Below are 22,434 nucleotides of genomic sequence, written 5' to 3' on the forward strand. Positions count from 1 at the left end.
AGCGGTTCCTTATTCCGTGATTGACCCGGAATATCTATACGCGCAAAGCGCAAACCCGGCGGCAGGCAAGATGTAACAGCGCGCTAAGCGGTGCAGAACCTCACGCAGGTTAATTAATTTTGTTGCGTAAATATTTTTATTTCATTTAAACATTGTTAAAAAAAGCCGCCAGACGCGGGGTTACGTCGCGCACGAATGGCTAACGGTTGAGGGGATGCATTAATTTTCCTGCTCAATAACCGCTTACAGTTTTCCCTGACGCGCGGCGGCGGCAGCCGCGCGTCTGGCTGTCAGGGTTGCGGCGCAGGATGGGTGGCAATCCAGTGATCGGCGATCTGCTGGCGCGTGCAGATCCAGACGTCGCTATGCTGCTGGATATGATCAAGGAAGTTCTGCAGGGCTTTGAATTTCCCCGGTCGTCCCAGCAAACGGCAGTGCATGCCCACCGACATCATCTTCGGCTGGGTTTCGCCCTCTTCGTAAAGCACGTCGAAGGTGTCGCGCAGGTAGGTGAAGAACTGCTCGGCGGTATTAAAGCCCTGCGGCGTGGCGAAGCGCATATCGTTGCACTCCAGCGTGTAGGGGATGATCAGATGCGGCTTCACCGTGCCGTCCTGACGGGTAACCTGCGTCCAGAACGGCAGATCGTCGCCGTAGTAATCGCTGTCGTAGCTGAAGCCGCCCTGCTCCACCACCAGCCGCCGCGTGTTAGGGCTGTCGCGTCCGGTGTACCAGCCGGTCGGCGCTTTGCCGAACAGGTCGGTGAGCACGTCGACCGCCTGCTGCATATGCTGGCGCTCGGTTTTGGCGTCCATCGCCTGATAGTGGATCCAGCGCCAGCCGTGACTGACCACGTCATAGTCAGCCTGTTTGATCGCCTCAACAATTTCTGGATGACGCGCCAGCGCCATCGCCACGCCGAACACCGTCAGCGGCAGGCCGCGTTTCTGAAACTCGCGGTGAATGCGCCAGAAGCCGGCGCGCGAACCATATTCATACAGCGAATCCATCGACATATGGCGATCGGGATAGCTTGCCGCGCCGATGATATCGGAAAGAAACTGCTCGGAGCCGGCGTCGCCGTGCAGCACGTTGTTCTCCGCGCCCTCTTCATAGTTGAGCACGAACTGCACCGCTACCCGCGCCTTGTTGGGCCAGGCGGCGTGCGGCGGCGTCGCGCCGTAGCCGATCAGATCGCGCGGATAGTTTTTGTTGAAGCTGTACTCTTTCTTCTCTGCACTATCCATTGAGAAAGTCCTGTGAGGTTAAGGCAAGGTTTGGTTAGTTTAGATGCTGAAACGCCTCTGAGAGAAGTTTGGCGATCGGCCGCGCGAGATCGCCATGCTTGCTGGTGCCGAAGCCAAGCGCCACCAGCGCCTCGACCATCTTCACCGCCGCACTGACGCCGTCGATCACCGGCATGCCCAGCTCCTGCGTCAGTTCGCGCGCCAGCGTCGCCATGCCGCCGCAGCCCAGCACAATCGCGCCGCTGCCATCCTGCTGCTTCGCCTGCAAACACTCTTCGCGCACCTTTTCCTGCGCCAGGCCTGAACCATCCTCCAGCGCCAGCACCGGCAGATCGATGGCGTGCAGCGCGGCGCAGTGGTGGGTAAAGCCGTACTGCTGCAGCAGATGGCGCGCGATGATCAGCGTGCGCGGCAGCGTGGTAACAATAGAAAAGCGCGTCGCCACCAGCGTCGCGGTATGCATCGCCGCTTCGGCGATGCCGATCACCGGCCCGGTGGCCAGTTCGCGCGCCGCCAGCAGGCCAGGATCGCCGAAGCAGGCGATGACGTGGCCGCTGACGCCCTGCTCTCTGCCGCGTTTAACCTGCTCCAGCACGCCAATCGCCGCGATAGCCTCGTCGAAGTGGCCCTCGATTGAGGGCACGCCCTGCGACGGCGAGACCGCGATAATATCGGTGCCTGGCGACGCCGCCGCGCGCGCCGCCGCGCCGATGGTTTCCGTCATCGCCTGGCTGGTGTTGGGGTTGATCACCTGGATCTGGCTCATGATGTCACCTCTTTATGACGGGCAAATAACCGGGAGAAATCGGGCAGCGTTTCGCCGCTGCGCTCAAAATGCAGGCTGGAGACGATATGGTCGAAGTGGTGCTGCAGCGCCTGGGTGAGCGCCGCCAGATCGCCTTCGCGCAGATGGGTCACCAGCCGGTCGTGATCGTCGCAGCGGCAGCCCTGCTGCCAGGGCGCGCCCCAGGCGGCGATCACCAGCGAAGAGCGCTGCGTCAGGCGCGTCACCAGCTCGGTCAGCACCTGGTTGCCCGCAATCGCCTGCAGTTCGATATGAAAGGCGGCAGAGAGGCGAATGGCCGCAGCGCCATCGCGATCCTCATGCGCCTGCTGCTCCTGCGCGATGCGCTGCGTCAGTGCCGCCAGATGCGGCGGCTGCAGATGCGCCAGCACCGCCGGCAGATTGGCGCACTCGATTAGCGCGCGGGTGCGAAAGATATCGCGCGCTTCGTCGACGCCGGGCGTGGTCACCTGTGCACCGCGCCTGGGCAACAGCGTCACCATCTGCACTGCGGCGAGGCGCTGCAGCACTTTGCGAATGCCGGTGCGGCTGACGCCGAACACCTCCGCCAGCGCCTCTTCCGGTAGTTTGCTGCCCGGCGGCAGCTGATGCTCCACAATGGCGTCTATCAGCGCCTGGTAGATAAGCTCGTCTTTATCTCCGGCATCGACGGCCATGCTGTGGCCTGTATCACTTCTCATCATCGGCTCCCTCAGGTCGTTCTCTCCGCACATCGTATACGTGAACGCAAAATTTTGTATACAAGATTTCGATTCTGGCCTGGATCCTGCAACAGCCTCTCTGTTGCTTTGACCCCTAAACGTCGTTATGAGGAGCAGGTTTCATGCCAAACCAATCTAACAGCCCTTCTGCCTCCGCAGAGGTGCGCTATAGCCCACGGCTGACTAATGCGGATCTGGCGCCGACGCGCCAGCAAAACTGGAGCTGGTACAACATCTTCTCTTTCTGGATGTCAGATGTGCACAGCATGGGCGGCTACGTGGTGGCGGCCAGCTTTTTTACCCTCGGGCTGGCGAGCTGGCAGGTGCTGATTTGCCTGCTGGCGGGGATTTGCATTGTGCAAATCTGCGCCAATCTGGTGGCGAAGCCGAGCCAGATGGCGGGCGTGCCCTATGCGGTGATCTGCCGCCAGGCGTTCGGCGTCTTCGGCGCCAATATTCCGGCGGTGATCCGCGGTCTGATCGCCTTCGCCTGGTATGGCATTCAGACCTATCTGGCGGCGAATGCGCTGATGCTGGTGCTGCTGAAATTCTTTCCGTCACTGGCGTCGATGACCCACGCCAGCTGGCTGGGGCTTTCGCTGCTCGGCTGGTGTTGCTTTGGGGTGATGTGGCTGCTGCAGGCGATGGTGTTCTGGCACGGCATGGCCGCCATCAAGCGCTTTATCGACGTGGCGGGCCCCGCTGTTTATGTGGTGATGGTGGCGCTGGCGGGCTGGATTGTATACAAGACGGGTTTCGATGGCATTTCCTTCACCCTGGCGAGCAAGTCGCTGACGGCGGGAGAACAGGGCTGGCAGATGATCACCGCCACCGCGCTGGTGGTCTCCTATTTTTCCGGTCCGCTGCTTAACTTCGGCGACTTCTCGCGCTACGGCAAAAGCATGGGCGAAATTCGCCGCGGCAACCGCTGGGGTCTGCCGTTTAACTTTTTGCTCTTCTCGGTGGTGACGGTGGTGATCGTCTCTGGCACCCAGTCGCTGTTCGGCAAAATGATCACCGATCCGATTGAGACGGTGAGCATGGTCGGCAACGATCTGGCGGTGGCAATTGGGCTGTTGACCATGATCACTGCCACCATCGGCATCAATATCGTAGCCAACTTCGTCTCGCCCGCCTTCGATTTCTCTAACTGCTCGCCGCAGAAAATCAGCTTTCGCACCGGCGGGATGATCGCCGCCGTCGGCTCGGTGCTGCTGACGCCGTGGAATCTGTTTCAGTCGCCGGAGCTGATCCACTATACGCTGGACGTGCTGGGCGCCTTTATCGGGCCGCTGTTCGGCATCCTGCTGGCGGATTTCTATCTGATCAAGCGCAGTCGCGTGTTTGTCGACGATCTGTTCGATGCCACGCCGCAGGGGCGCTACTGGTATCGCGGCGGCTTTAACCCGAAGGCGATCGCCGCGCTGCTGCCATCGGTCGCCATCGGCTTGTTGATTAGCTTTATTCCCGCGCTGCACGAGGTCGCTAACTTCAGCTGGTTTATCGGCGCAGCGCTGGGCGGCGGATGCTACCGCTATCTGGCGCGTCATGAGCGCGAGACGCACGCGGCGCGCGGCTTCGCCGGCGGCGTGGCAATGCAGGAAAAATAGGGGCGGAAACAGCAAAAGGCCGATTCATTGCTGAATCGGCCTTTCTGAAGAGTTGGCGGTGCGGACGGGACTCGAACCCGCGACCCCCGGCGTGACAGGCCGGTATTCTAACCGACTGAACTACCGCACCGCGCTGTGTTCCCCGTCGGGAACGAGGCGCATATTAATGAGCTGCCGCACCCCCGTCAACGCTTTTTAGCGCCGCCGCGCGCGTTTGCTGTTTTTTTACGCTTAACGCTGATTTAACCGGCGAAACCGCCTGTCAGCCGCGCCACAGACAGCTGCCGCCCTTTTTCATCACCAGGTCGAGGCGCGACTCATGCGCCATTACCTCTTCGTCCGACGCCGCTACCACGCGCAGCGCGGAAGCGGGACGCGCGATGCGCTGGATGGTTTCGCCTGCGTTCTGCTGCGAGCGCTCACCCTCCAGCGAAAATGCCAGCGACGTCTGACCGCCGGTCATGGTCAGGAAGACTTCCGCCAGGATTTCCGCATCGAGCAGCGCGCCGTGCAGCGTTCGCTTGCTGTTGTCGATCTCGTAGCGCGAGCAGAGCGCGTCCAGGCTGTTGCGCTTGCCGGGGAACATTTTTCGCGCCATCGCCAGGCTATCGGTGATGCGGCAGAAGGTTTCCGTCTTTTCAATGCCGCGCTTCAGCATGGAAAATTCGTAGTCCATAAAGCCGATATCGAACGAGGCGTTGTGGATCACCAGCTCGGCGCCGCGAATATAGTCGAGGAACTCATCGGCGATATCGGCAAAGGTCGGCTTGTCGGCCAGGAACTCATCCGCGATGCCGTGCACGCCAAACGCTTCTGGATCCACCAGCCGATCGGGTCGCAGATACATATGGAAGTTGTTGCCGGTCAGGCGACGGTTCACCACCTCCACCGCACCGATTTCAATGATGCGGTGACCTTCATAGTGCACACCGATCATGTTCATGCCGGTGGTTTCAGTATCGAGAACGATCTGGCGGTTATTTGCAGTGCTCATAGGATTCGTTTTATGTCAGACTTGGCGTTTTTATCAGAAGGGAGTCTACCAGAGATGCGCAAGCAGGTAGAAATATTCACCGACGGATCCTGCCTCGGCAATCCCGGTCCCGGCGGCTACGGTGCCATCCTGCGCTACGGTCAGCACGAAAAGCTGTTCAGCGCCGGCTATCGGCTCACCACCAACAACCGTATGGAGCTGATGGCGGCAATCGTGGCGCTGGAAGCGCTGAAAGAGCCGTGCCATGTGGTGCTCAGCACCGACAGCCAGTATGTGCGCCAGGGCATTACCAGCTGGATCCATAACTGGAAAAAACGCGGCTGGAAAACCGCGGATAAAAAGCCGGTGAAAAATGTCGATCTCTGGCAGCGCCTCGACAGCGCGCTGGCGGGGCATGAGATCCAGTGGGAATGGGTCAAAGGCCACGCCGGCCATCCGGAAAACGAGCGCTGCGACGAGCTGGCGCGCAGCGCGGCGTCGCGCCCGCAGTCAGAGGATATCGGCTATCAGGTCGCGTCCTGATCGTTGCTCGCACGGAACTGCCGCGTGGCGTTGACCGCCGGACGCAGCTGCGCCTTGCTCAGCGACTTTTTCGCTTTGGTCGGCGTCAGCGGGAAAGTGCGCTTGCGCGCCACAACGATATTCAGGCAGCCCAGCGCCGGCAGATGCGCGCTGATAACCTTACCGCCCTGCTGATGCCAGGGCACCACCTGAAAGCGGGTGCGGAACATCACTTCGTAATTAAGCAGGTTTAGCCAGTCCAGCAGGCGCATCTGGCTAAACATGCGGCCGCTCCACGGCGCTTTACGCTGGATGCCGGGCACCATTTTGCTGATGCCCAGCAGCGAAAAGGGGTTGAAGCCGCTGATGATCATCCAGCCGTCGTCAATCAGCACGCGATCCACTTCGCGCAGCACGCGGTGCGGATCCTGGCTCCAGGCGAGCGTATGCGCCAGCAGGCAGGCGTCGATCGACTTCGACTCAAACGGCAGCTGCGTCGCCTGCGCCAGCACCTGCAGCAGGTCGCCTTCGCTGCCGACATTCACCTGATGCGAAATAGCGCAGTGCTCGGTATTGATTTCTGCACTAAGGTTGCCAATCTTAAGCATATGAAAGCCATATAGCTTTCCGAGGTAAGGCTGGAGTTGCTGAGTCAGGGCGTCGCGAAAATAGTCTCCCCACGGCATATCGCGCCAGGAGTGCGGCGCGGTCAGAATCTGGCGAGTTTTAGCGGGCTTCATGCTTTACCATCTTCCTTTTCTAACGGCCTGCGAGAGGTGATTATGAATCTTACCAGTATTCCTGCACTGCAGGATAACTACATCTGGACGCTGAACGACGACGCGGGCAACTGCCTGATTGTCGATCCGGGCGAAGCGCAACCGGTGCTGGAAAAAGTCTACGCGAACGGCTGGACGCCCGTCGCCATTTTATTAACCCACCACCATCAGGATCACGTCGGCGGTGTGGCGACCCTGCGGGAAAAATTCCCGGCGATCCCGGTTTTCGGTCCACAGGAAACCGAGAGTAAGGGCGCAACCGAGATCGTCAGCGAAGGCGACACCTTCTCTTTGCTGGGCCTGACCTTTAGCGTGCTGCACACGCCTGGTCATACTTTAGGACATATCTCATATTACAGTTCACCTTATCTTTTCTGTGGAGACACGATGTTTTCAGGCGGCTGCGGACGGCTTTTTGAGGGCACCGCTGAGCAAATGTATGAGTCTTTTCAAAAGATTGACCAGCTTTCCGGCGATACACTGGTCTGCTGCGCGCATGAGTACACTTTATCTAACCTGAAGTTTGCTGCGGCTATTCTGCCTCATGACCCGGGAATTATGGCCGAATATCAGAAAATTAAGGACTTACGTGCCAAAAATGGCATTACTTTACCCACAAAACTGGCGCACGAACGGCAAATAAATTTATTTCTCCGCACGCAAGACCCTGATTTACAAAGGGCGTTGAACATAAATTTAACACCTGAGCATATATGGCAACCATTTGCCCTGTTACGTGAGAAGAAAGACCAATTTTGATCTTACGGGTTGTGTTGTGACAGGGGGTCACGTATAGTTGCTCGTCTTTTAAGCGAACTATTGACACACACATGAAGGCTAAAGCGATATTACTCGCCTCGGTCTTGCTGGTGGGATGTCAGGCATCACGGAATGACGCCAATATCCCCGAACAGCATGCCCAGAGTCTGTCTTCAGCTGGTCAAGGTGAAAATGGAAAGTACGGTGATCGAATGTTGTCGCCGCGATGGCAGGAAGATGGAACTGGCCTCGCAGAAGATACCGATCTCTGGAGTTTCATTAGTGACGAGTTGAAGATGGGGATTCCGGAAAACAGCCGGATCCGCGAACAGAAACAAAAGTACTTAAAAAATAAGAGCTATCTCCACGATGTAACATTACGGGCAGAGCCGTACATGTACTGGATAGTCGAGCAGATACATAAACGTAAAATGCCGATGGAACTGGTACTGCTACCCATAGTGGAGAGCGCTTTTGACCCCCATGCAACCTCATCCGCCAATGCCGCCGGCATCTGGCAGATCGTTGCAACAACGGGCAAAAATTATGGTTTGAAACAGAACCAGTGGTACGACGGGCGCCGCGATGTGGTGGCCTCGACCAAAGTTGCGCTGGATATGATGCAACGCCTGAACAAGATGTTTGACGGCGACTGGTTACTGACCGTCGCGGCCTATAACAGCGGTGAAGGGCGTGTGCTGAAAGCGATAAAACAGAATAAGGCGCGCGGTAAGCCGACCGACTTCTGGAATTTATCGCTGCCGCGCGAAACCACGGTCTACGTGCCGAAAATGTTGGCCTTAAGCGAGCTGCTCAAGAACAACAAGCGCTACGGTATTAAACTGCCGACCACTGACGAAAGCCGCGCGCTGGCGCGTGTCGAAGTCGGTCAGCAGATGCAGTTAACGCAGGCTGCCGAAATGGCGGGAATGTCGCTCAGCAAGCTTAAGAGCTTCAATACCGGCTATAAGAAAGGGGCCACCGCGCCAAACGGACCACAGTACATTTTAGTGCCTAAGTCCCACGTGGCGCAGCTGCGCAGTTCGCTCGCTTCCGGCGACATCGCAGCGGTTCAGCCGACGCAGCTGGCGAAAAACAGCGCGTCAGGCAGCAGCTATAAAGTACGACGCGGCGATACGCTTTCGGGCATCGCCAGCAAACTGGGCGTTAGCGTAGCCACGCTAAAACAGCAGAACCATCTGCAAGGCGCCAGCATTCGTCCCGGTCAGACGCTGACCGCCGGCGACAGCGGCACCAGCCTGGCTGATAATAGCAACAGCATCACCTATCGCGTGCGTAAAGGTGATTCTCTTGCCAGCATTGCACGCCGCCATGGCGTTGATATCAAAGACGTGATGCGATGGAATACGGTCCTGAGCAGCACTAAAGATATCCAGCCCGGCGACAGGCTAACGCTCTTTGTAAATAATAGCGCATCGCCCGATACCTGATGCGTCGAAAAGGCCAACAATTGTTGGCCTTTTTCATTTCTGTTCGCTTCTCTTCCCCTTCTCTTTCACAACAGCCTGCGTGTTAAAGCGCGTGACAGCGATCAATTATTAATCACAAAATACTTGTATGGCAGACAATGCCGATCCATGTTAACAACCTTGTATTTTCGTGTAGCCAAAATGTTTCTTCTGGCGCGGTTGCGCGAAGGTTACTCTATGCCGCCTGCGGCACCCTTTTCGCCTTTGAGGCCAACATGACAGGGTAAGGTAATGAGCGATAGCCTGGATCAGCCGTTAAAAACAGCACAGCAGCCGGTGAGCGAGGAGCAGCAGAGCGCGCCTCCAGCGAAGCGCGGCTTTTTGCCGCGCGCCCATCCGCTTTCATGGTGGATGCTGGTGATCACCACGCTGGCAATACTGATGAATTCCATTGACCGTATCATTCTGCCCACGCTGCTGCCTGCCATTATGAAAGATTTCAATATTAGTGAGGTCGAGGCGGGCTGGATCAATTCGCTCAGCTTTATCGGCACGCTGACGGGCGCGGTGCTGTTCGGTTTGCTGTCTGACTATATTGGTACCGGCTATCGCCGCTGCTACAGTTGGTGTCTGGCGGTGCTGGTGGAGATCGTCTCCGGCGTCGCCACCGCCTTCTGCAAGACGCTGAGTGCCTTTCAGCTGCTGCGCGTCTTTATGGGTATGGGAACCGGCGGCTCGGAGCCGATTAACGTGGCGCTGCTGGGAGAGTGGTGGCAAAAAGAGAATCGCGGGTTCGCCATCGGCGTCCACCATACCGGCTTTCCGCTGGGACAGTTTATTGGCCCGGTGCTGATCGCCGCGATCCTGATGTTTGGCGACTGGCGTCAGGCGTTTCTGTTTATTCCGCTGATCGGGCTGGTCATTGTGGTGATGCAGTTGGCGCTCGGCACCAAAAAGAATCACGACAAGGTATTCCGCTGGATCGATGATAATCGCCTCACCCGCCCTATTGCGGCGCAGCCGCAGTCGTCCAGCCTGACCTCTTCCTTTAGCTGCCTGAAAAATCGCAACTGCCTGATGGCGATAGCGCTGGTATTCGGCTTTACCTGGGCGGAGATGGGCATTGCTAACTTTCTGACGCTGCAGCTGACGCGCAAGGTCGGGCTCGATCTCTCTACCGCCGCGATTATTTCTGGCGCATCGGGCATTACCGGCTGGATTGGACAGATCCTGTGGGGGAGTTTCTCCGACGTGCGCGGACGCAAATCGTCGCTAGGTTTTATCATTGCCGGCTGGATCGTCGCCTGCGCGCTCTGCACCTTTATCCATTCCGCCGCGCTGGCCTGGGGGATCCTGATTTTCTGGGGGCTGTTTCGCAACTCTCCCTACCCTGTCGCCTATGCGCTGCTGATCGATTCCGCGCCCCATGCCGCCGCCTCCAGTATGGGCCTGATGATTGGTCTCGCCGTGGGGATTGCCGGCATTCTGGTGGCGCCGGTAAGCGGCTGGATTATTCACAGCTGGGGATTCGGAATTCACTATGCGGTGATCGTCGCGGTGCTGCTGCTTTCCTGTGTGCCGCTGCTGCTGATTAAAGAAACCGTAAACGTTAAGCGAGGATAAGATGACCGCACTCTGGACAGCATTACGCAACAGCGACGTCGTCGAGCTGAACCATCTTTACCAGCCGCTGATGCCGGTATGGCCGACCCATCCTGCGTTTTTACTCGGCGAGAATGAAAGCTATGCGGGCGGAGACGGCAACTATAACTGTCAGCTGGTTATGGGAGATCACTGCGGCACTCACGTCGACTCCCCTTCTCACTTTATACCGGATGGCAAAACGATTGAGCAGGTGGATGTGCGTCAGCTAATTGGTCGAGGCGTGCTGATCGATGTGCGCCACGTGGCTGCCAGGGCGACCTTCGGCGTTGAGGAGATTGGCCGCTGGGAGCGCGCGCATGGCGCCATTGGTGAGGACGATATCGTTATCTTCCATACCGGCTGGGATGCCAAATGGGCGCGTCGCCCCGACCAGGGCGCCTTTCTGTCGGACTGGCCTGGGCTTTCTGCTGAAGGCGCGGCCAGCCTGATTGCTAAAGGCGTTAACGTATTCGGAACGGATGCGCTGTCGCTTGACGCCTTCGGCAGTGAAACGAACCCGGTGCATCAGCTGCTGCTGGGCAACGATAAGCTGATTATCGAAAACCTGGCTAATCTGGCGCGTCTGCCGCCCTGCTTCACCTTTATCGCCCTGCCGCTGCGCATCGAGAAGGGCTCAGCGTCGCCGGTGCGCGCTATCGCCCTGCTGACGCGCTGACTTTAGCGTGCGGCGTTGAATTCAACCAGCAGCGGGTTATGGTCCGACGCGCGCGTCACCAGCACTGAGGCCTTGCTGACGTTGATATCGCGGTAGAAGACGAAATCAAGCGGGCGGCCAAACGCCTTGCGGCGATGATCGTCGGTGAACCGCACCTCTTTCAGCGCCATTTCGCGAGCAAAACGGTAGAGCGCATGGATGCGCTGACGGCTCCAGGCGTTGAAATCTCCCGCCATAATGACCGGGCCGTTGTGATGCACGATCTGCTCGCCTATCGGTCCCAGCTGCTTGCTGTAGACATCAATGCCCAGGCTGAAATTGACCGCATGGATATTGACCACCATGAGCATCTCGCCGGTTGGCAGCGGATAGGCGGTGACCAGCGCAGATTTCGCCAGACGCAGCAGCGGCTCTCGCTCGCGTAGCGGGCAGCAGTAGACCGGATGGGCCGAGGCCAGCGTCATCACGCCTGAAGGGTGCTGCGGCAGCACAAAAGCGGGCACCTGATCGGCGGCAAGATAGTTGCTGGTGGCAAACTGCACCAGTTCCGGCGTGGTTTGCGCCTCTTGCAGCAGCACCAGATGCGCATCTTTGCCGAAGCCCTGTAATACCGACATCCAGTCAGCGCGCTGCTGTTTAAAGATATTCCACACCAGAACTTTAAGGTGCGCATCGGGCGTCAGCGGCGCGCCAGGCGGGAGCGCCTGACCGAGATGTAGCATGGCGCCCGGCGGAAAGATCTGTTCGACCGGTTGTCCCGCGACATATCGCATTGCATAAGTTTTCTTTCGCACGTTATTGCCCAATTCTTCCGTACCCGTTGCACCTTTCTGTTATAGGGATTTTAGTCCGGGGTTTCAATTGCTGTTCTTAATTGTCGGAATCATCGTGTGCTGACAGTGCTTTTTAACGCAAAAGAAAAAGCCCTGACTTTTCAGTCAGGGCTTATCTATGAGGTGGCGGTGCGGACGGGACTCGAACCCGCGACCCCCGGCGTGACAGGCCGGTATTCTAACCGACTGAACTACCGCACCACCGAATACTGCTGCTACCAGCGGGGTCTCGCTGATAACCGGTGTCACCCTCGCGGGTGCATACCAATTTGGATGCCTGGCAGTTCCCTACTCTCGCATGGGGAGACCCCACACTACCATCGGCGCTACGGCGTTTCACTTCTGAGTTCGGCATGGGGTCAGGTGGGACCGCCGCGCTAGTGCCGCCAGGCAAATTCTGTTTTCCGCACCGCCCGAAGGCCGCACGGTGTATCCGTCAACAAGCTGAAAATCTCGCGTCTCACAAAACGCCTCTGGCGTTGTAAGGTTAAGCCTCACGGGTCATTAGTACCGGTTAGCTCAACGCATCGCTGCGCTTACACACCCGGCCTATCAACGTCGTCGTCTTCAACGTCCCTTCAGGACCCTCAAGGGGTCAGGGAAAACTCATCTCGGGGCAAGTTTCGTGCTTAGATGCTTTCAGCACTTATCTCTTCCGCACTTAGCTACCGGGCAGTGCCATTGGCATGACAACCCGAACACCAGCGGTGCGTTCACTCCGGTCCTCTCGTACTAGGAGCAACCCCCCTCAGTTTTCCAGCGCCCACGGCAGATAGGGACCGAACTGTCTCACGACGTTCTAAACCCAGCTCGCGTACCACTTTAAACGGCGAACAGCCGTACCCTTGGGACCTACTTCAGCCCCAGGATGTGATGAGCCGACATCGAGGTGCCAAACACCGCCGTCGATATGAACTCTTGGGCGGTATCAGCCTGTTATCCCCGGAGTACCTTTTATCCGTTGAGCGATGGCCCTTCCATTCAGAACCACCGGATCACTATGACCTGCTTTCGCACCTGCTCGAGCCGTCACTCTCGCAGTCAAGCTGGCTTATGCCATTGCACTAACCTCCTGATGTCCGACCAGGATTAGCCAACCTTCGTGCTCCTCCGTTACGCTTTGGGAGGAGACCGCCCCAGTCAAACTACCCACCAGACACTGTCCGCAGCCCGGATAACGGGCCTACGTTAGAACACCAGCCATTAAAGGGTGGTATTTCAAGGACGGCTCCACGCAGACTGGCGTCCACGCTTCGAAGCCTCCCACCTATCCTACACATCAAGGACCAGTGTTCAGTGTCAAGCTGTAGTAAAGGTTCACGGGGTCTTTCCGTCTTGCCGCGGGTACACTGCATCTTCACAGCGATTTCAATTTCACTGAGTCTCGGGTGGAGACAGCCTGGCCATCATTACGCCATTCGTGCAGGTCGGAACTTACCCGACAAGGAATTTCGCTACCTTAGGACCGTTATAGTTACGGCCGCCGTTTACCGGGGCTTCGATCAAGAGCTTCTCCTTGCGGATAACCCCATCAATTAACCTTCCGGCACCGGGCAGGCGTCACACCGTATACGTCCACTTTCGTGTTTGCACAGTGCTGTGTTTTTAATAAACAGTTGCAGCCAGCTGGTATCTTCGACTGGCCTCGGCTCCGGGAGCAAGTCCCCTCACCTACGCGCCAGCGTGCCTTCTCCCGAAGTTACGGCACCATTTTGCCTAGTTCCTTCACCCGAGTTCTCTCAAGCGCCTTGGTATTCTCTACCTGACCACCTGTGTCGGTTTGGGGTACGATTTCGTGTTGCCTGATGCTTAGAGGCTTTTCCTGGAAGCAGGGCATTTGTTGCTTCAGCACCGTAGTGCCTCGTCGTCACGCCTCAGCCTTGACTTTCCGGATTTGCCTGGAAAGTCAGCCTACACGCTTAAACCGGGACAACCGTCGCCCGGCCAACATAGCCTTCTCCGTCCCCCCTTCGCAGCAACACCAAGTACAGGAATATTAACCTGTTTCCCATCGACTACGCCTTTCGGCCTCGCCTTAGGGGTCGACTCACCCTGCCCCGATTAACGTTGGACAGGAACCCTTGGTCTTCCGGCGAGCGGGCTTTTCACCCGCTTTATCGTTACTTATGTCAGCATTCGCACTTCTGATACCTCCAGCGGCCCTCACAGGCCACCTTCGACGGCTTACAGAACGCTCCCCTACCCAACAGTATCGCTACTGCTGCCGCAGCTTCGGTGCATGGTTTAGCCCCGTTACATCTTCCGCGCAGGCCGACTCGACCAGTGAGCTATTACGCTTTCTTTAAATGATGGCTGCTTCTAAGCCAACATCCTGGCTGTCTGGGCCTTCCCACATCGTTTCCCACTTAACCATGACTTTGGGACCTTAGCTGGCGGTCTGGGTTGTTTCCCTCTTCACGACGGACGTTAGCACCCGCCGTGTGTCTCCCGTGATAACATTTCTCGGTATTCGCAGTTTGCATCGGGTTGGTAAGCCGGGATGGCCCCCTAGCCGAAACAGTGCTCTACCCCCGAGAATGAGTTCACGAGGCGCTACCTAAATAGCTTTCGGGGAGAACCAGCTATCTCCCGGTTTGATTGGCCTTTCACCCCCAGCCACAGGTCATCCGCTAATTTTTCAACATTAGTCGGTTCGGTCCTCCAGTTAGTGTTACCCAACCTTCAACCTGCCCATGGCTAGATCACCGGGTTTCGGGTCTATACCCTGCAACTTAACGCCCAGTTAAGACTCGGTTTCCCTGCGGCTCCCCTATACGGTTAACCTTGCTACAGAATATAAGTCGCTGACCCATTATACAAAAGGTACGCAGTCACCCCATAAAAGAGGCTCCCACTGCTTGTACGTACACGGTTTCAGGTTCTTTTCACTCCCCTCGCCGGGGTTCTTTTCGCCTTTCCCTCACGGTACTGGTTCACTATCGGTCAGTCAGGAGTATTTAGCCTTGGAGGATGGTCCCCCCATATTCAGACAGGATACCACGTGTCCCGCCCTACTCATCGAGCTCACAGCCTGTGTGTTTTCGTGTACGGGAGTATCACCCTGTACCCTGCGACTTTCCAGACGCTTCCACTAACACACAAGCTGATTCAGGCTCTGGGCTGCTCCCCGTTCGCTCGCCGCTACTGGGGGAATCTCGGTTGATTTCTTTTCCTCGGGGTACTTAGATGTTTCAGTTCCCCCGGTTCGCCTCGCAACACTATGTATTCATGTTGCGATAGTGTGTCGAAACACACTGGGTTTCCCCATTCGGACATCGCCGGCTGTAGCGGTTCATATCACCTTGCCGGCGCTTTTCGCAGATTAGCACGTCCTTCATCGCCTCTGACTGCCAGGGCATCCACCGTGTACGCTTAGTCGCTTAACCTCACAACCCACAGGCGTCTTGCGACGTCGCGGTTGTGATTATTGAGAGACTCGAACGCGTTGCCTTTATTCCTTATTACGGAGGAATAACGCAAAGCGTCGTTTCAATTTTCAGCTTGTTCCGGATTGTTAAAGAGCATAATACTTCACAGCCCACCGTTTCCGGTACGCTCTGAACTATTTCAGAAAACAGTATGGTGGAGCTAAGCGGGATCGAACCGCTGACCTCCTGCGTGCAAGGCAGGCGCTCTCCCAGCTGAGCTATAGCCCCATACAGTTACTGCAGAGACCGTCTACTACCACTCAACCTTTCCCTTAAGGAGAAACGTGAATTCGTGCTCAGGCAAGGCATGTTTTCGCGAAGCATAGTGAACTATGCGAGACGGAAACATAACGCAGCATGAGTGCGAATTGGTAGGCCTGAGTGGACTTGAACCACCGACCTCACCCTTATCAGGGGTGCGCTCTAACCACCTGAGCTACAAGCCTGTAGAGGTTTTTCTGCTCGTTACTTTCTATCAGACAATCTGTGTGAGCACTTCGAAGGCAGTATCTTCAGGTAAGGAGGTGATCCAACCGCAGGTTCCCCTACGGTTACCTTGTTACGACTTCACCCCAGTCATGAATCACAAAGTGGTAAGCGCCCTCCCGAAGGTTAAGCTACCTACTTCTTTTGCAACCCACTCCCATGGTGTGACGGGCGGTGTGTACAAGGCCCGGGAACGTATTCACCGTGGCATTCTGATCCACGATTACTAGCGATTCCGACTTCACGGAGTCGAGTTGCAGACTCCGATCCGGACTACGACGCACTTTATGAGGTCCGCTTGCTCTCGCGAGGTCGCTTCTCTTTGTATGCGCCATTGTAGCACGTGTGTAGCCCTACTCGTAAGGGCCATGATGACTTGACGTCATCCCCACCTTCCTCCGGTTTATCACCGGCAGTCTCCTTTGAGTTCCCGACCGAATCGCTGGCAACAAAGGATAAGGGTTGCGCTCGTTGCGGGACTTAACCCAACATTTCACAACACGAGCTGACGACAGCCATGCAGCACCTGTCTCACGGTTCCCGAAGGCACTAAGGCATCTCTGCCAAATTCCGTGGATGTCAAGAGTAGGTAAGGTTCTTCGCGTTGCATCGAATTAAACCACATGCTCCACCGCTTGTGCGGGCCCCCGTCAATTCATTTGAGTTTTAACCTTGCGGCCGTACTCCCCAGGCGGTCGACTTAACGCGTTAGCTCCGGAAGCCACTCCTCAAGGGAACAGCCTCCAAGTCGACATCGTTTACGGCGTGGACTACCAGGGTATCTAATCCTGTTTGCTCCCCACGCTTTCGCACCTGAGCGTCAGTCTTTGTCCAGGGGGCCGCCTTCGCCACCGGTATTCCTCCAGATCTCTACGCATTTCACCGCTACACCTGGAATTCTACCCCCCTCTACAAGACTCTAGCCTGCCAGTTTCGAATGCAGTTCCCAGGTTAAGCCCGGGGATTTCACATCCGACTTGACAGACCGCCTGCGTGCGCTTTACGCCCAGTAATTCCGATTAACGCTTGCACCCTCCGTATTACCGCGGCTGCTGGCACGGAGTTAGCCGGTGCTTCTTCTGCGGGTAACGTCAATCGACGCGGTTATTAACCGCATCGCCTTCCTCCCCGCTGAAAGTACTTTACAACCCGAAGGCCTTCTTCATACACGCGGCATGGCTGCATCAGGCTTGCGCCCATTGTGCAATATTCCCCACTGCTGCCTCCCGTAGGAGTCTGGACCGTGTCTCAGTTCCAGTGTGGCTGGTCATCCTCTCAGACCAGCTAGGGATCGTCGCCTAGGTGAGCCGTTACCCCACCTACTAGCTAATCCCATCTGGGCACATCCGATGGTGTGAGGCCCGAAGGTCCCCCACTTTGGTCTTGCGACGTTATGCGGTATTAGCTACCGTTTCCAGTAGTTATCCCCCTCCATCGGGCAGTTTCCCAGACATTACTCACCCGTCCGCCACTCGTCACCCAAGAGCAAGCTCTCTGTGCTACCGTTCGACTTGCATGTGTTAGGCCTGCCGCCAGCGTTCAATCTGAGCCATGATCAAACTCTTCAATTTAAGTTTGATTTGCTTAAACAAGTTAAGCGGTGCTCATCTGTAAAACGTCATAATGAATGTCATTATGTGTCCACTCGTGAGGCTTGATATTTTTTAAGCCCGGAGGCTTTGATATCTGCTCTCGAGTGCCCACACAGATTGTCTGATAAATTGTTAAAGAGCGGTGCAGTCAGCGGCTGAGCCTGCTGCTGCGAGGTGGCGTATGTTACGCTACTCTCTGTGTCAGTCAAGCGTTTATTTTCGCTTTAACCGACGGTGATTTTCATCACCTCAACACCACATTTCGTAAGCCGTTGTGCCGTGTCGATGGAGGCGCATTATAGGGAGTCGTTCAGAGAGCGCAAGAGGCTTTTTTAAAGTTTTGTGTCGTTCGTCTGAATATTGTGCAAAGCGCGCGTTTTTAGCGCTTTTTAATTGCCTGAGGCAGGTCGGCGAGGCTATCCAGCACCCAGTCAGCGGCCGCTTCCCCTTCCGCCGTCACCGCTTTACCGCTGCGCACCAGCACCGTGGTGCCTACGCCCGCCGCTTTGCCCGCCAGCATATCTTCCGTTTTATCGCCCACCATATAAGAAGCCGCCATATCGATATCAAGATGCTTCTGCGCCGAGAGCAGCATGCCGGGCTGAGGCTTACGGCAGTCGCACTGCTGGCGATACTCCTCAACGGCCGCGTCCGGCAAGTGGGGACAAAAATAGATGCCGTCGAGATCGACGTCGCGGTCCGCCAGCGACCAGTCCATCCACTCGGTCAGCTGCATAAACTGATCTTCGGTGAACATACCGCGGGCAATGCCGGACTGATTGGTAATGACCACCAGCGCGAATCCCATCTTCTTCAACGCCTGCAGCGCCTCGATAGTGCCGTCGATAAACTGGAAGTTGTCGATTTCATGGACATAGCCGTGATCGACATTCAAGGTGCCGTCACGATCAAGAAAAACAGCCGGGACTTTATTCGCCACTGAGAAACTCCTGCTACTAAAGATGCTACTAAAATTGCCGCCTAGTATTGCATGATTGCAATAAAAGAGAGAATGGCAGTTTAGATGACTTTGATTGATTTAGACGTCTGGATGCCTTAACATCCGCTCAGCTTTCGCACTCTGGTTCGGCGCGAAGGGTTCCACACCACGGACAACGTAAGACGATAATAAATAAACTAATGATTAAACTCGAAAATATTACCAAAGTGTTCCAGCAAGGCTCACGTACTATTCAGGCGCTCTCCGACGTTAGCCTGCACGTGCCGGCGGGACAGATCTATGGCGTGATTGGCTCGTCTGGCGCAGGTAAAAGTACGCTGATCCGCTGCGTTAACCTGCTGGAACGCCCGACCTCAGGCCGCGTGCTGGTCGATGGCCACGACCTGACCGCGCTGAGCGAGCGTCAGCTGACGCAGGCGCGCCGTCAAATCGGCATGATTTTCCAGCACTTCAACTTAATGAACTCGCGCACCGTTTTCGGTAACGTGGCGCTGCCGCTGGAGCTGGGCAGCCTGTCGCGCGACGAGATTAAGCAGCGCGTCACTGAATTACTGGAGCTGGTCGGCCTGGCCGATAAGCATGACGCCTGGCCCGCCAACCTCTCCGGCGGACAGAAGCAGCGCGTCGCCATCGCCCGCGCGCTGGCCAGCAACCCGAAAGTGCTGCTGTGCGACGAAGCCACCAGCGCGCTCGATCCGGCTACCACCCGCTCTATCCTTGAGCTGCTGAAAGATATCAACCGTCGTCTCGGCCTTACCATTTTACTGATCACCCATGAGATGGACGTGGTGAAGCGCATTTGCGATCAGGTCGCGGTGATCAGCAATGGCGAACTGATCGAGAAAGACAGCGTCAGCGAAGTCTTCTCCCATCCGAAAACGCCGCTGGCGCAGCAGTTTATTCAGTCGACGCTGCACCTCGATATCCCAGAAGATTATCAGCAGCGCCTGTCGCCGCAGCCCGCCGCCGAACGCGTGCCGCTGCTGCGTCTCGAGTTCACCGGCAAATCCGTTGACGCGCCGCTGCTTTCGGAAGCTGCGCGCCGCTTTAACGTCAATAACAACATTATCAGCGCGCAGATGGATTACGCCGGCGGCGTGAAGTTCGGCATTATGCTAGCAGAAATGGACGGCGCGGAAAGCGACGCCAAAGCCGCTATCGCGTGGCTGCAAGAAAATCATGTAAAAGTAGAGGTACTGGGTTATGTCTGAGGCGATGATGGCTTTACTGGCGCGCGGCGTCTGGGAAACGCTGATGATGACCTTTGTCTCCGGCTTCTTTGGCTTTGTGCTGGGCCTGCCGGTCGGCGTGTTGCTCTACGTTACCCGTCCGGGACAGATCCGCGAGAACAGAACGCTCTATCGCGTGCTCTCCGCGCTGGTCAATATTTTCCGCTCTATCCCCTTCATTATTCTGCTGGTATGGATGATCCCCTTTACCCGCGCCATCGTCGGCACCTCTATCGGCCTGCAGGCGGCTATCGTGCCGCTGACCGTCGGCGCCGCGCCGTTTATCGCGCGTATGGTGGAGAATGCGCTGCTTGAGCTGCCAACCGGCCTGATTGAAGCGTCGCGCGCCATGGGCGCCACGCCGCTGCAGATCGTGCGCAAGGTGCTGCTGCCGGAGGCGCTGCCAGGCCTGGTCAACGCCGCCACCATCACGCTGATTACCCTGGTGGGCTACTCCGCTATGGGCGGCGCCGTCGGCGCGGGCGGACTGGGACAGATTGGCTATCAGTACGGCTATATCGGCTATAACGCCACGGTAATGAATACGGTGCTCGTGTTACTGGTGGTTCTGGTGTATTTAATTCAGTTTTGTGGCGACCGCATCGTACGTGGCGTGTCCCATAAATAAGTCAGCAATATCATTACGTCTCCATTAAGGAAGAGATATGACTTTTACATTCAAAAAGATTGCCGCTGTGGGTGCCCTGCTTGGCGTGATTGCGCTGGCGGGATGCGATCAAAAAGCCAAAGATCCAAACCACATTAAAGTGGGCGTGATTGTCGGCGCAGAGCAGCAGGTTGCTGAAGCAGCGCAGAAAGTGGCGAAGGATAAATATGGCCTCGACGTTGAACTGGTAACCTTCAACGACTACGTGCTGCCGAACGAAGCGCTGAGCAAAGGCGATATCGACGCCAACGCCTTCCAGCACAAACCTTATCTGGATCAGCAGATCAAAGATCGCGGCTACAAGCTGGTGCCGGTCGGCAACTCCTTTGTTTATCCGATCGCGGGCTACTCGAAAAAAATCAAATCGCTGGACGAGCTGCAGAACGGCGCGCAGGTCGCTATTCCTAACGATCCGACCAACCTCGGCCGTTCGCTGCTGCTGCTGCAGAAAGTGGGCCTGATCAAGCTGAAGGATGGCGTTGGCCTGCTGCCGACCTCGCTGGATATCGTTGAGAACCCGAAAAACCTGAAGATCGTCGAGCTGGAAGCGCCGCAGCTGCCGCGCTCGCTGGATGACCAGCAGATCGCACTAGCGGTGATCAACACCACCTACGCCAGCCAGATCGGCCTGACGCCGGCCAAAGACGGTATCTTCGTCGAAGACAAAGATTCACCCTACGTGAACCTGATCGTCAGCCGCGAAGATAACAAAGACGCGGAAAACGTGAAGAAATTCGTGCAGGCCTATCAGTCTGACGAAGTGGCAGAAGCCGCGAACAAGATCTTCAACGGCGGCGCAGTCAAAGGCTGGTAATCCCTTTCCCAATGGTTCCAGTCAGGGCGGCGCTTAGCCGCCCTTTCTTTTGCGCCGCACCCGGCGCGACTTGTTATTTCCCCTTGTCCTTGTTTCAATAACGCCACTTTTTACAACCTTGAGGATGTTGCCATGCGTTTATTACCGCTCTGCTTGTTGGCATTGATGCTGACCGGGTGCGTTCACGAATATCACCCTATAAGCAGCGGACCCGTTCATTCGCAGCCATCCCGCGAGCCGGCGCGTAAGCCGACGCCGCGTCCCGCACCGGTCAAAGTCTACACCGACGCCGCCGACCTGGTCAGCAAGCCGTTCCGCGACCTGGGCGAAGTCGCTGGCGACGACTGCCAGAGCAGCCGTCAGGATTCGCCGCCCAACCTCGCCACCGCACGCAAGCGCCTGCAGGTAAAAGCCTCCTACCTGAAAGCCAACGCCGTTTTGCTGCACAAGTGTGAAATCGTCAGCAGCACGCCGGGCTGCTATCGTCAGGCGATCTGTCAGGGATCGGCGTTGAAAGTGAATCAATGAGCGCCTTCGCCTTCGAGCAGATCGGCGTGATCCGTTCGCCGTGGAGAGAGAAATTCGCCGTTCCGCGTCAGCCTGGCCTGGTGCCGGACGGTCAGGGCGAACTGCATCTGACGGCGCCCTATAATCAGCCGGAGGCGGTGCGCGGGCTGGAGAGCTTCAGCCATCTGTGGGTGCTGTTCGTGTTTCATCAGACCATGGCGGGCGGCTGGCGTCCCACGGTGCGGCCGCCGCGCCTGGGCGGCAATGCGCGCATGGGCGTGTTCGCCACCCGTTCGACCTTTCGCCCGAATCCCATCGGCATGTCGCTGGTCGAGCTGAAGGGCATCCGCTGCGAGAAAAATCAGGTGATCCTGCAGCTCGGCAGTCTGGATCTGGTCGACGGCACGCCGGTGGTCGATATCAAGCCCTATCTCCCCTTTGCCGAGGCGCTGCCGCAGGCGCGCGCCGGGTTCGCGCAGGAGGCGCCCGCCGCCGATATGCCGGTGCGCTTCTCGCCGCAGGCTGAGCAGCAGCTGGCGCAGCAGCAGTCGCGCTATCCCCATCTGGCGCGGTTTATTCGCGACGTGCTGGCGCAGGATCCGCGTCCCGCCTACCGCAAAGGCGACGCGCAGGCGCGGGAATATGCCGTCTGGCTGCTCGATTTTAATGTGCGTTGGCGCGTGGATGACACCGGCACCGAAGTCATCGCGCTCGACCCGCGTGAAAACGCGCTTTTGGGCCCGTGATCTCGCTGGTACACTAGCCGCCAAC

The 22,434-nt window shown here is 57.2% G+C and carries 18 protein-coding genes, 4 tRNA genes and 3 rRNA genes; 11 read left to right on the plus strand and 14 right to left on the minus strand.

All coding sequences use genetic code 11. From position 1 onward, the window contains the following. Nucleotides 1-290: 290 nt before the first annotated feature. From puuE to MC269_RS14810, 3 genes are read right to left on the minus strand one after another with little or no spacing between them, the layout of a single operon-like run. On the minus strand, nt 291-1,247 hold the full coding sequence (gene puuE / locus MC269_RS14800; RefSeq protein WP_081141242.1) for an allantoinase PuuE: 957 nt from the start codon (nt 1,245-1,247) through the stop codon (nt 291-293). Between the two features lie 34 nt (nt 1,248-1,281). After that, a complete protein-coding gene (hpxA, locus tag MC269_RS14805; RefSeq protein WP_239952866.1) occupies nt 1,282-2,013 on the minus strand; it encodes an allantoin racemase in 732 nt (243 codons plus the stop codon). After that, nucleotides 2,010-2,732 (minus strand): GntR family transcriptional regulator, encoded by a 723-nt coding sequence (locus tag MC269_RS14810; RefSeq protein ID WP_239952867.1) that lies wholly within the window; start codon nt 2,730-2,732, stop codon nt 2,010-2,012. Before MC269_RS14810 ends, hpxA begins: the two co-directional genes overlap by 4 nt. A 143-nt stretch (nt 2,733-2,875) precedes the next feature. Here MC269_RS14810 and MC269_RS14815 point away from each other — a divergent pair, with 143 nt between their 5' ends. Beyond that, entirely contained in the window at nt 2,876-4,363 is a 1,488-nt protein-coding gene (locus MC269_RS14815; protein ID WP_239952868.1) for an NCS1 family nucleobase:cation symporter-1, read from the plus strand. 53 nt (nt 4,364-4,416) lie between these two features. On the opposite strand, the gene MC269_RS14820 is transcribed toward MC269_RS14815, so the two are convergent. After that, a tRNA-Asp gene (locus tag MC269_RS14820) sits at nt 4,417-4,493 on the minus strand. Nucleotides 4,494-4,625: 132 nt separating this feature from the next. Next, a complete protein-coding gene (gene dnaQ / locus MC269_RS14825; RefSeq protein WP_081141254.1) occupies nt 4,626-5,357 on the minus strand; it encodes a DNA polymerase III subunit epsilon in 732 nt (243 codons plus the stop codon). Nucleotides 5,358-5,411: 54 nt separating this feature from the next. On the opposite strand from dnaQ, the gene rnhA reads away from it, so the two are divergent. Continuing rightward, nucleotides 5,412-5,879, plus strand: a complete 468-nt coding sequence (gene rnhA / locus MC269_RS14830) for a ribonuclease HI (protein ID WP_081141257.1) — start codon at nt 5,412-5,414, stop codon at nt 5,877-5,879. Here the strand turns inward: rnhA and MC269_RS14835 are convergent. Continuing rightward, nucleotides 5,864-6,598: a class I SAM-dependent methyltransferase gene (locus MC269_RS14835; RefSeq protein WP_239952869.1), complete on the minus strand. Its 735-nt coding sequence runs from the start codon at nt 6,596-6,598 to the stop codon at nt 5,864-5,866. The two genes, rnhA and MC269_RS14835, sit on opposite strands and share 16 nt — an antisense overlap. Nucleotides 6,599-6,640: 42 nt before the next feature. Between MC269_RS14835 and gloB the strand changes: the two genes are divergently transcribed. The 4 genes from gloB to MC269_RS14855 all read left to right on the plus strand — a co-directional run bounded on the left by gloB (nt 6,641) and on the right by MC269_RS14855 (nt 11,146). Then, nucleotides 6,641-7,396 (plus strand): hydroxyacylglutathione hydrolase, encoded by a 756-nt coding sequence (gene gloB / locus MC269_RS14840; protein WP_239952870.1) that lies wholly within the window; start codon nt 6,641-6,643, stop codon nt 7,394-7,396. Between the two features lie 71 nt (nt 7,397-7,467). Then, nucleotides 7,468-8,847, plus strand: coding sequence for a murein transglycosylase D (mltD, locus tag MC269_RS14845; protein WP_239952871.1), 1,380 nt, complete (start codon nt 7,468-7,470; stop codon nt 8,845-8,847). A 270-nt stretch (nt 8,848-9,117) separates the two neighbouring features. Next, nucleotides 9,118-10,449, plus strand: a complete 1,332-nt coding sequence (locus MC269_RS14850) for an MFS transporter (protein WP_239952872.1) — start codon at nt 9,118-9,120, stop codon at nt 10,447-10,449. A gap of 1 nt (nt 10,450) precedes the next feature. Next, a complete protein-coding gene (locus MC269_RS14855) occupies nt 10,451-11,146 on the plus strand; it encodes a cyclase family protein (protein WP_239952873.1) in 696 nt (231 codons plus the stop codon). A gap of 2 nt (nt 11,147-11,148) precedes the next feature. Here MC269_RS14855 and MC269_RS14860 read toward each other — a convergent pair whose 3' ends face one another. The 8 genes from MC269_RS14860 to gmhB form a co-directional block, all read right to left on the minus strand. After that, entirely contained in the window at nt 11,149-11,940 is a 792-nt protein-coding gene (locus MC269_RS14860; RefSeq protein ID WP_081141283.1) for an endonuclease/exonuclease/phosphatase family protein, read from the minus strand. Between the two features lie 163 nt (nt 11,941-12,103). After that, nucleotides 12,104-12,180 (minus strand) — tRNA-Asp (locus tag MC269_RS14865). A 74-nt stretch (nt 12,181-12,254) separates the two neighbouring features. Next, a 5S ribosomal RNA gene (rrf, locus tag MC269_RS14870) occupies nt 12,255-12,370 on the minus strand. A 92-nt stretch (nt 12,371-12,462) separates the two neighbouring features. Then, nucleotides 12,463-15,365 (minus strand): 23S ribosomal RNA (locus MC269_RS14875). Between the two features lie 194 nt (nt 15,366-15,559). Continuing rightward, nucleotides 15,560-15,635, minus strand: a tRNA-Ala gene (locus tag MC269_RS14880). A gap of 141 nt (nt 15,636-15,776) precedes the next feature. After that, nucleotides 15,777-15,853: transfer RNA gene (locus tag MC269_RS14885), tRNA-Ile, on the minus strand. A gap of 71 nt (nt 15,854-15,924) precedes the next feature. Further along, a 16S ribosomal RNA gene (locus MC269_RS14890) occupies nt 15,925-17,464 on the minus strand. The 16S, 23S and 5S rRNA genes sit together here with 3 tRNA genes alongside, the layout of an rRNA operon. A gap of 400 nt (nt 17,465-17,864) precedes the next feature. Then, a complete protein-coding gene (gene gmhB / locus MC269_RS14895) occupies nt 17,865-18,425 on the minus strand; it encodes a D-glycero-beta-D-manno-heptose 1,7-bisphosphate 7-phosphatase (protein ID WP_239952874.1) in 561 nt (186 codons plus the stop codon). A 200-nt stretch (nt 18,426-18,625) separates the two neighbouring features. On the opposite strand from gmhB, the gene metN reads away from it, so the two are divergent. The 5 genes from metN (at nt 18,626) to tsaA (ending at nt 22,409) form a co-directional block, all read left to right on the plus strand. Beyond that, nucleotides 18,626-19,657 (plus strand): methionine ABC transporter ATP-binding protein MetN, encoded by a 1,032-nt coding sequence (metN, locus tag MC269_RS14900; protein ID WP_081138381.1) that lies wholly within the window; start codon nt 18,626-18,628, stop codon nt 19,655-19,657. Then, on the plus strand, nt 19,650-20,303 hold the full coding sequence (locus tag MC269_RS14905) for a methionine ABC transporter permease MetI (RefSeq protein WP_081138383.1): 654 nt from the start codon (nt 19,650-19,652) through the stop codon (nt 20,301-20,303). Before metN ends, MC269_RS14905 begins: the two co-directional genes overlap by 8 nt. A gap of 37 nt (nt 20,304-20,340) precedes the next feature. Continuing rightward, nucleotides 20,341-21,156 carry a MetQ/NlpA family lipoprotein gene (locus tag MC269_RS14910; RefSeq protein WP_081138385.1) on the plus strand — a complete coding sequence of 272 codons (816 nt, stop codon included), beginning with the start codon at nt 20,341-20,343 and terminating at the stop codon, nt 21,154-21,156. 132 nt (nt 21,157-21,288) lie between these two features. Further along, nucleotides 21,289-21,684 (plus strand): Rcs stress response system protein RcsF, encoded by a 396-nt coding sequence (gene rcsF / locus MC269_RS14915; RefSeq protein ID WP_081138387.1) that lies wholly within the window; start codon nt 21,289-21,291, stop codon nt 21,682-21,684. Further along, nucleotides 21,681-22,409, plus strand: coding sequence for a tRNA (N6-threonylcarbamoyladenosine(37)-N6)-methyltransferase TrmO (gene tsaA / locus MC269_RS14920; protein WP_239952875.1), 729 nt, complete (start codon nt 21,681-21,683; stop codon nt 22,407-22,409). Before rcsF ends, tsaA begins: the two co-directional genes overlap by 4 nt. Nucleotides 22,410-22,434: the final 25 nt, after the last annotated feature.

Origin of the sequence: Pantoea sp. Z09, assembly GCF_022394795.1 — a bacterium.
Classification (GTDB): Bacteria; Pseudomonadota; Gammaproteobacteria; order Enterobacterales; family Enterobacteriaceae; genus Pantoea; species Pantoea latae.

Coding starts and splice junctions, on each gene's coding strand:
- puuE (WP_081141242.1), bottom strand. CDS start 1,247: ATGGATAGTGCAGAGAAGAAAGAGTACAGCTTCAACAAAAACTATCCG.
- hpxA (WP_239952866.1), bottom strand. CDS start 2,013: ATGAGCCAGATCCAGGTGATCAACCCCAACACCAGCCAGGCGATGACG.
- MC269_RS14810 (WP_239952867.1), bottom strand. CDS start 2,732: ATGAGAAGTGATACAGGCCACAGCATGGCCGTCGATGCCGGAGATAAA.
- MC269_RS14815 (WP_239952868.1), top strand. CDS start 2,876: ATGCCAAACCAATCTAACAGCCCTTCTGCCTCCGCAGAGGTGCGCTAT.
- dnaQ (WP_081141254.1), bottom strand. CDS start 5,357: ATGAGCACTGCAAATAACCGCCAGATCGTTCTCGATACTGAAACCACC.
- rnhA (WP_081141257.1), top strand. CDS start 5,412: ATGCGCAAGCAGGTAGAAATATTCACCGACGGATCCTGCCTCGGCAAT.
- MC269_RS14835 (WP_239952869.1), bottom strand. CDS start 6,598: ATGAAGCCCGCTAAAACTCGCCAGATTCTGACCGCGCCGCACTCCTGG.
- gloB (WP_239952870.1), top strand. CDS start 6,641: ATGAATCTTACCAGTATTCCTGCACTGCAGGATAACTACATCTGGACG.
- mltD (WP_239952871.1), top strand. CDS start 7,468: ATGAAGGCTAAAGCGATATTACTCGCCTCGGTCTTGCTGGTGGGATGT.
- MC269_RS14850 (WP_239952872.1), top strand. CDS start 9,118: ATGAGCGATAGCCTGGATCAGCCGTTAAAAACAGCACAGCAGCCGGTG.
- MC269_RS14855 (WP_239952873.1), top strand. CDS start 10,451: ATGACCGCACTCTGGACAGCATTACGCAACAGCGACGTCGTCGAGCTG.
- metN (WP_081138381.1), top strand. CDS start 18,626: ATGATTAAACTCGAAAATATTACCAAAGTGTTCCAGCAAGGCTCACGT.
- MC269_RS14905 (WP_081138383.1), top strand. CDS start 19,650: ATGTCTGAGGCGATGATGGCTTTACTGGCGCGCGGCGTCTGGGAAACG.
- MC269_RS14910 (WP_081138385.1), top strand. CDS start 20,341: ATGACTTTTACATTCAAAAAGATTGCCGCTGTGGGTGCCCTGCTTGGC.
- rcsF (WP_081138387.1), top strand. CDS start 21,289: ATGCGTTTATTACCGCTCTGCTTGTTGGCATTGATGCTGACCGGGTGC.
- tsaA (WP_239952875.1), top strand. CDS start 21,681: ATGAGCGCCTTCGCCTTCGAGCAGATCGGCGTGATCCGTTCGCCGTGG.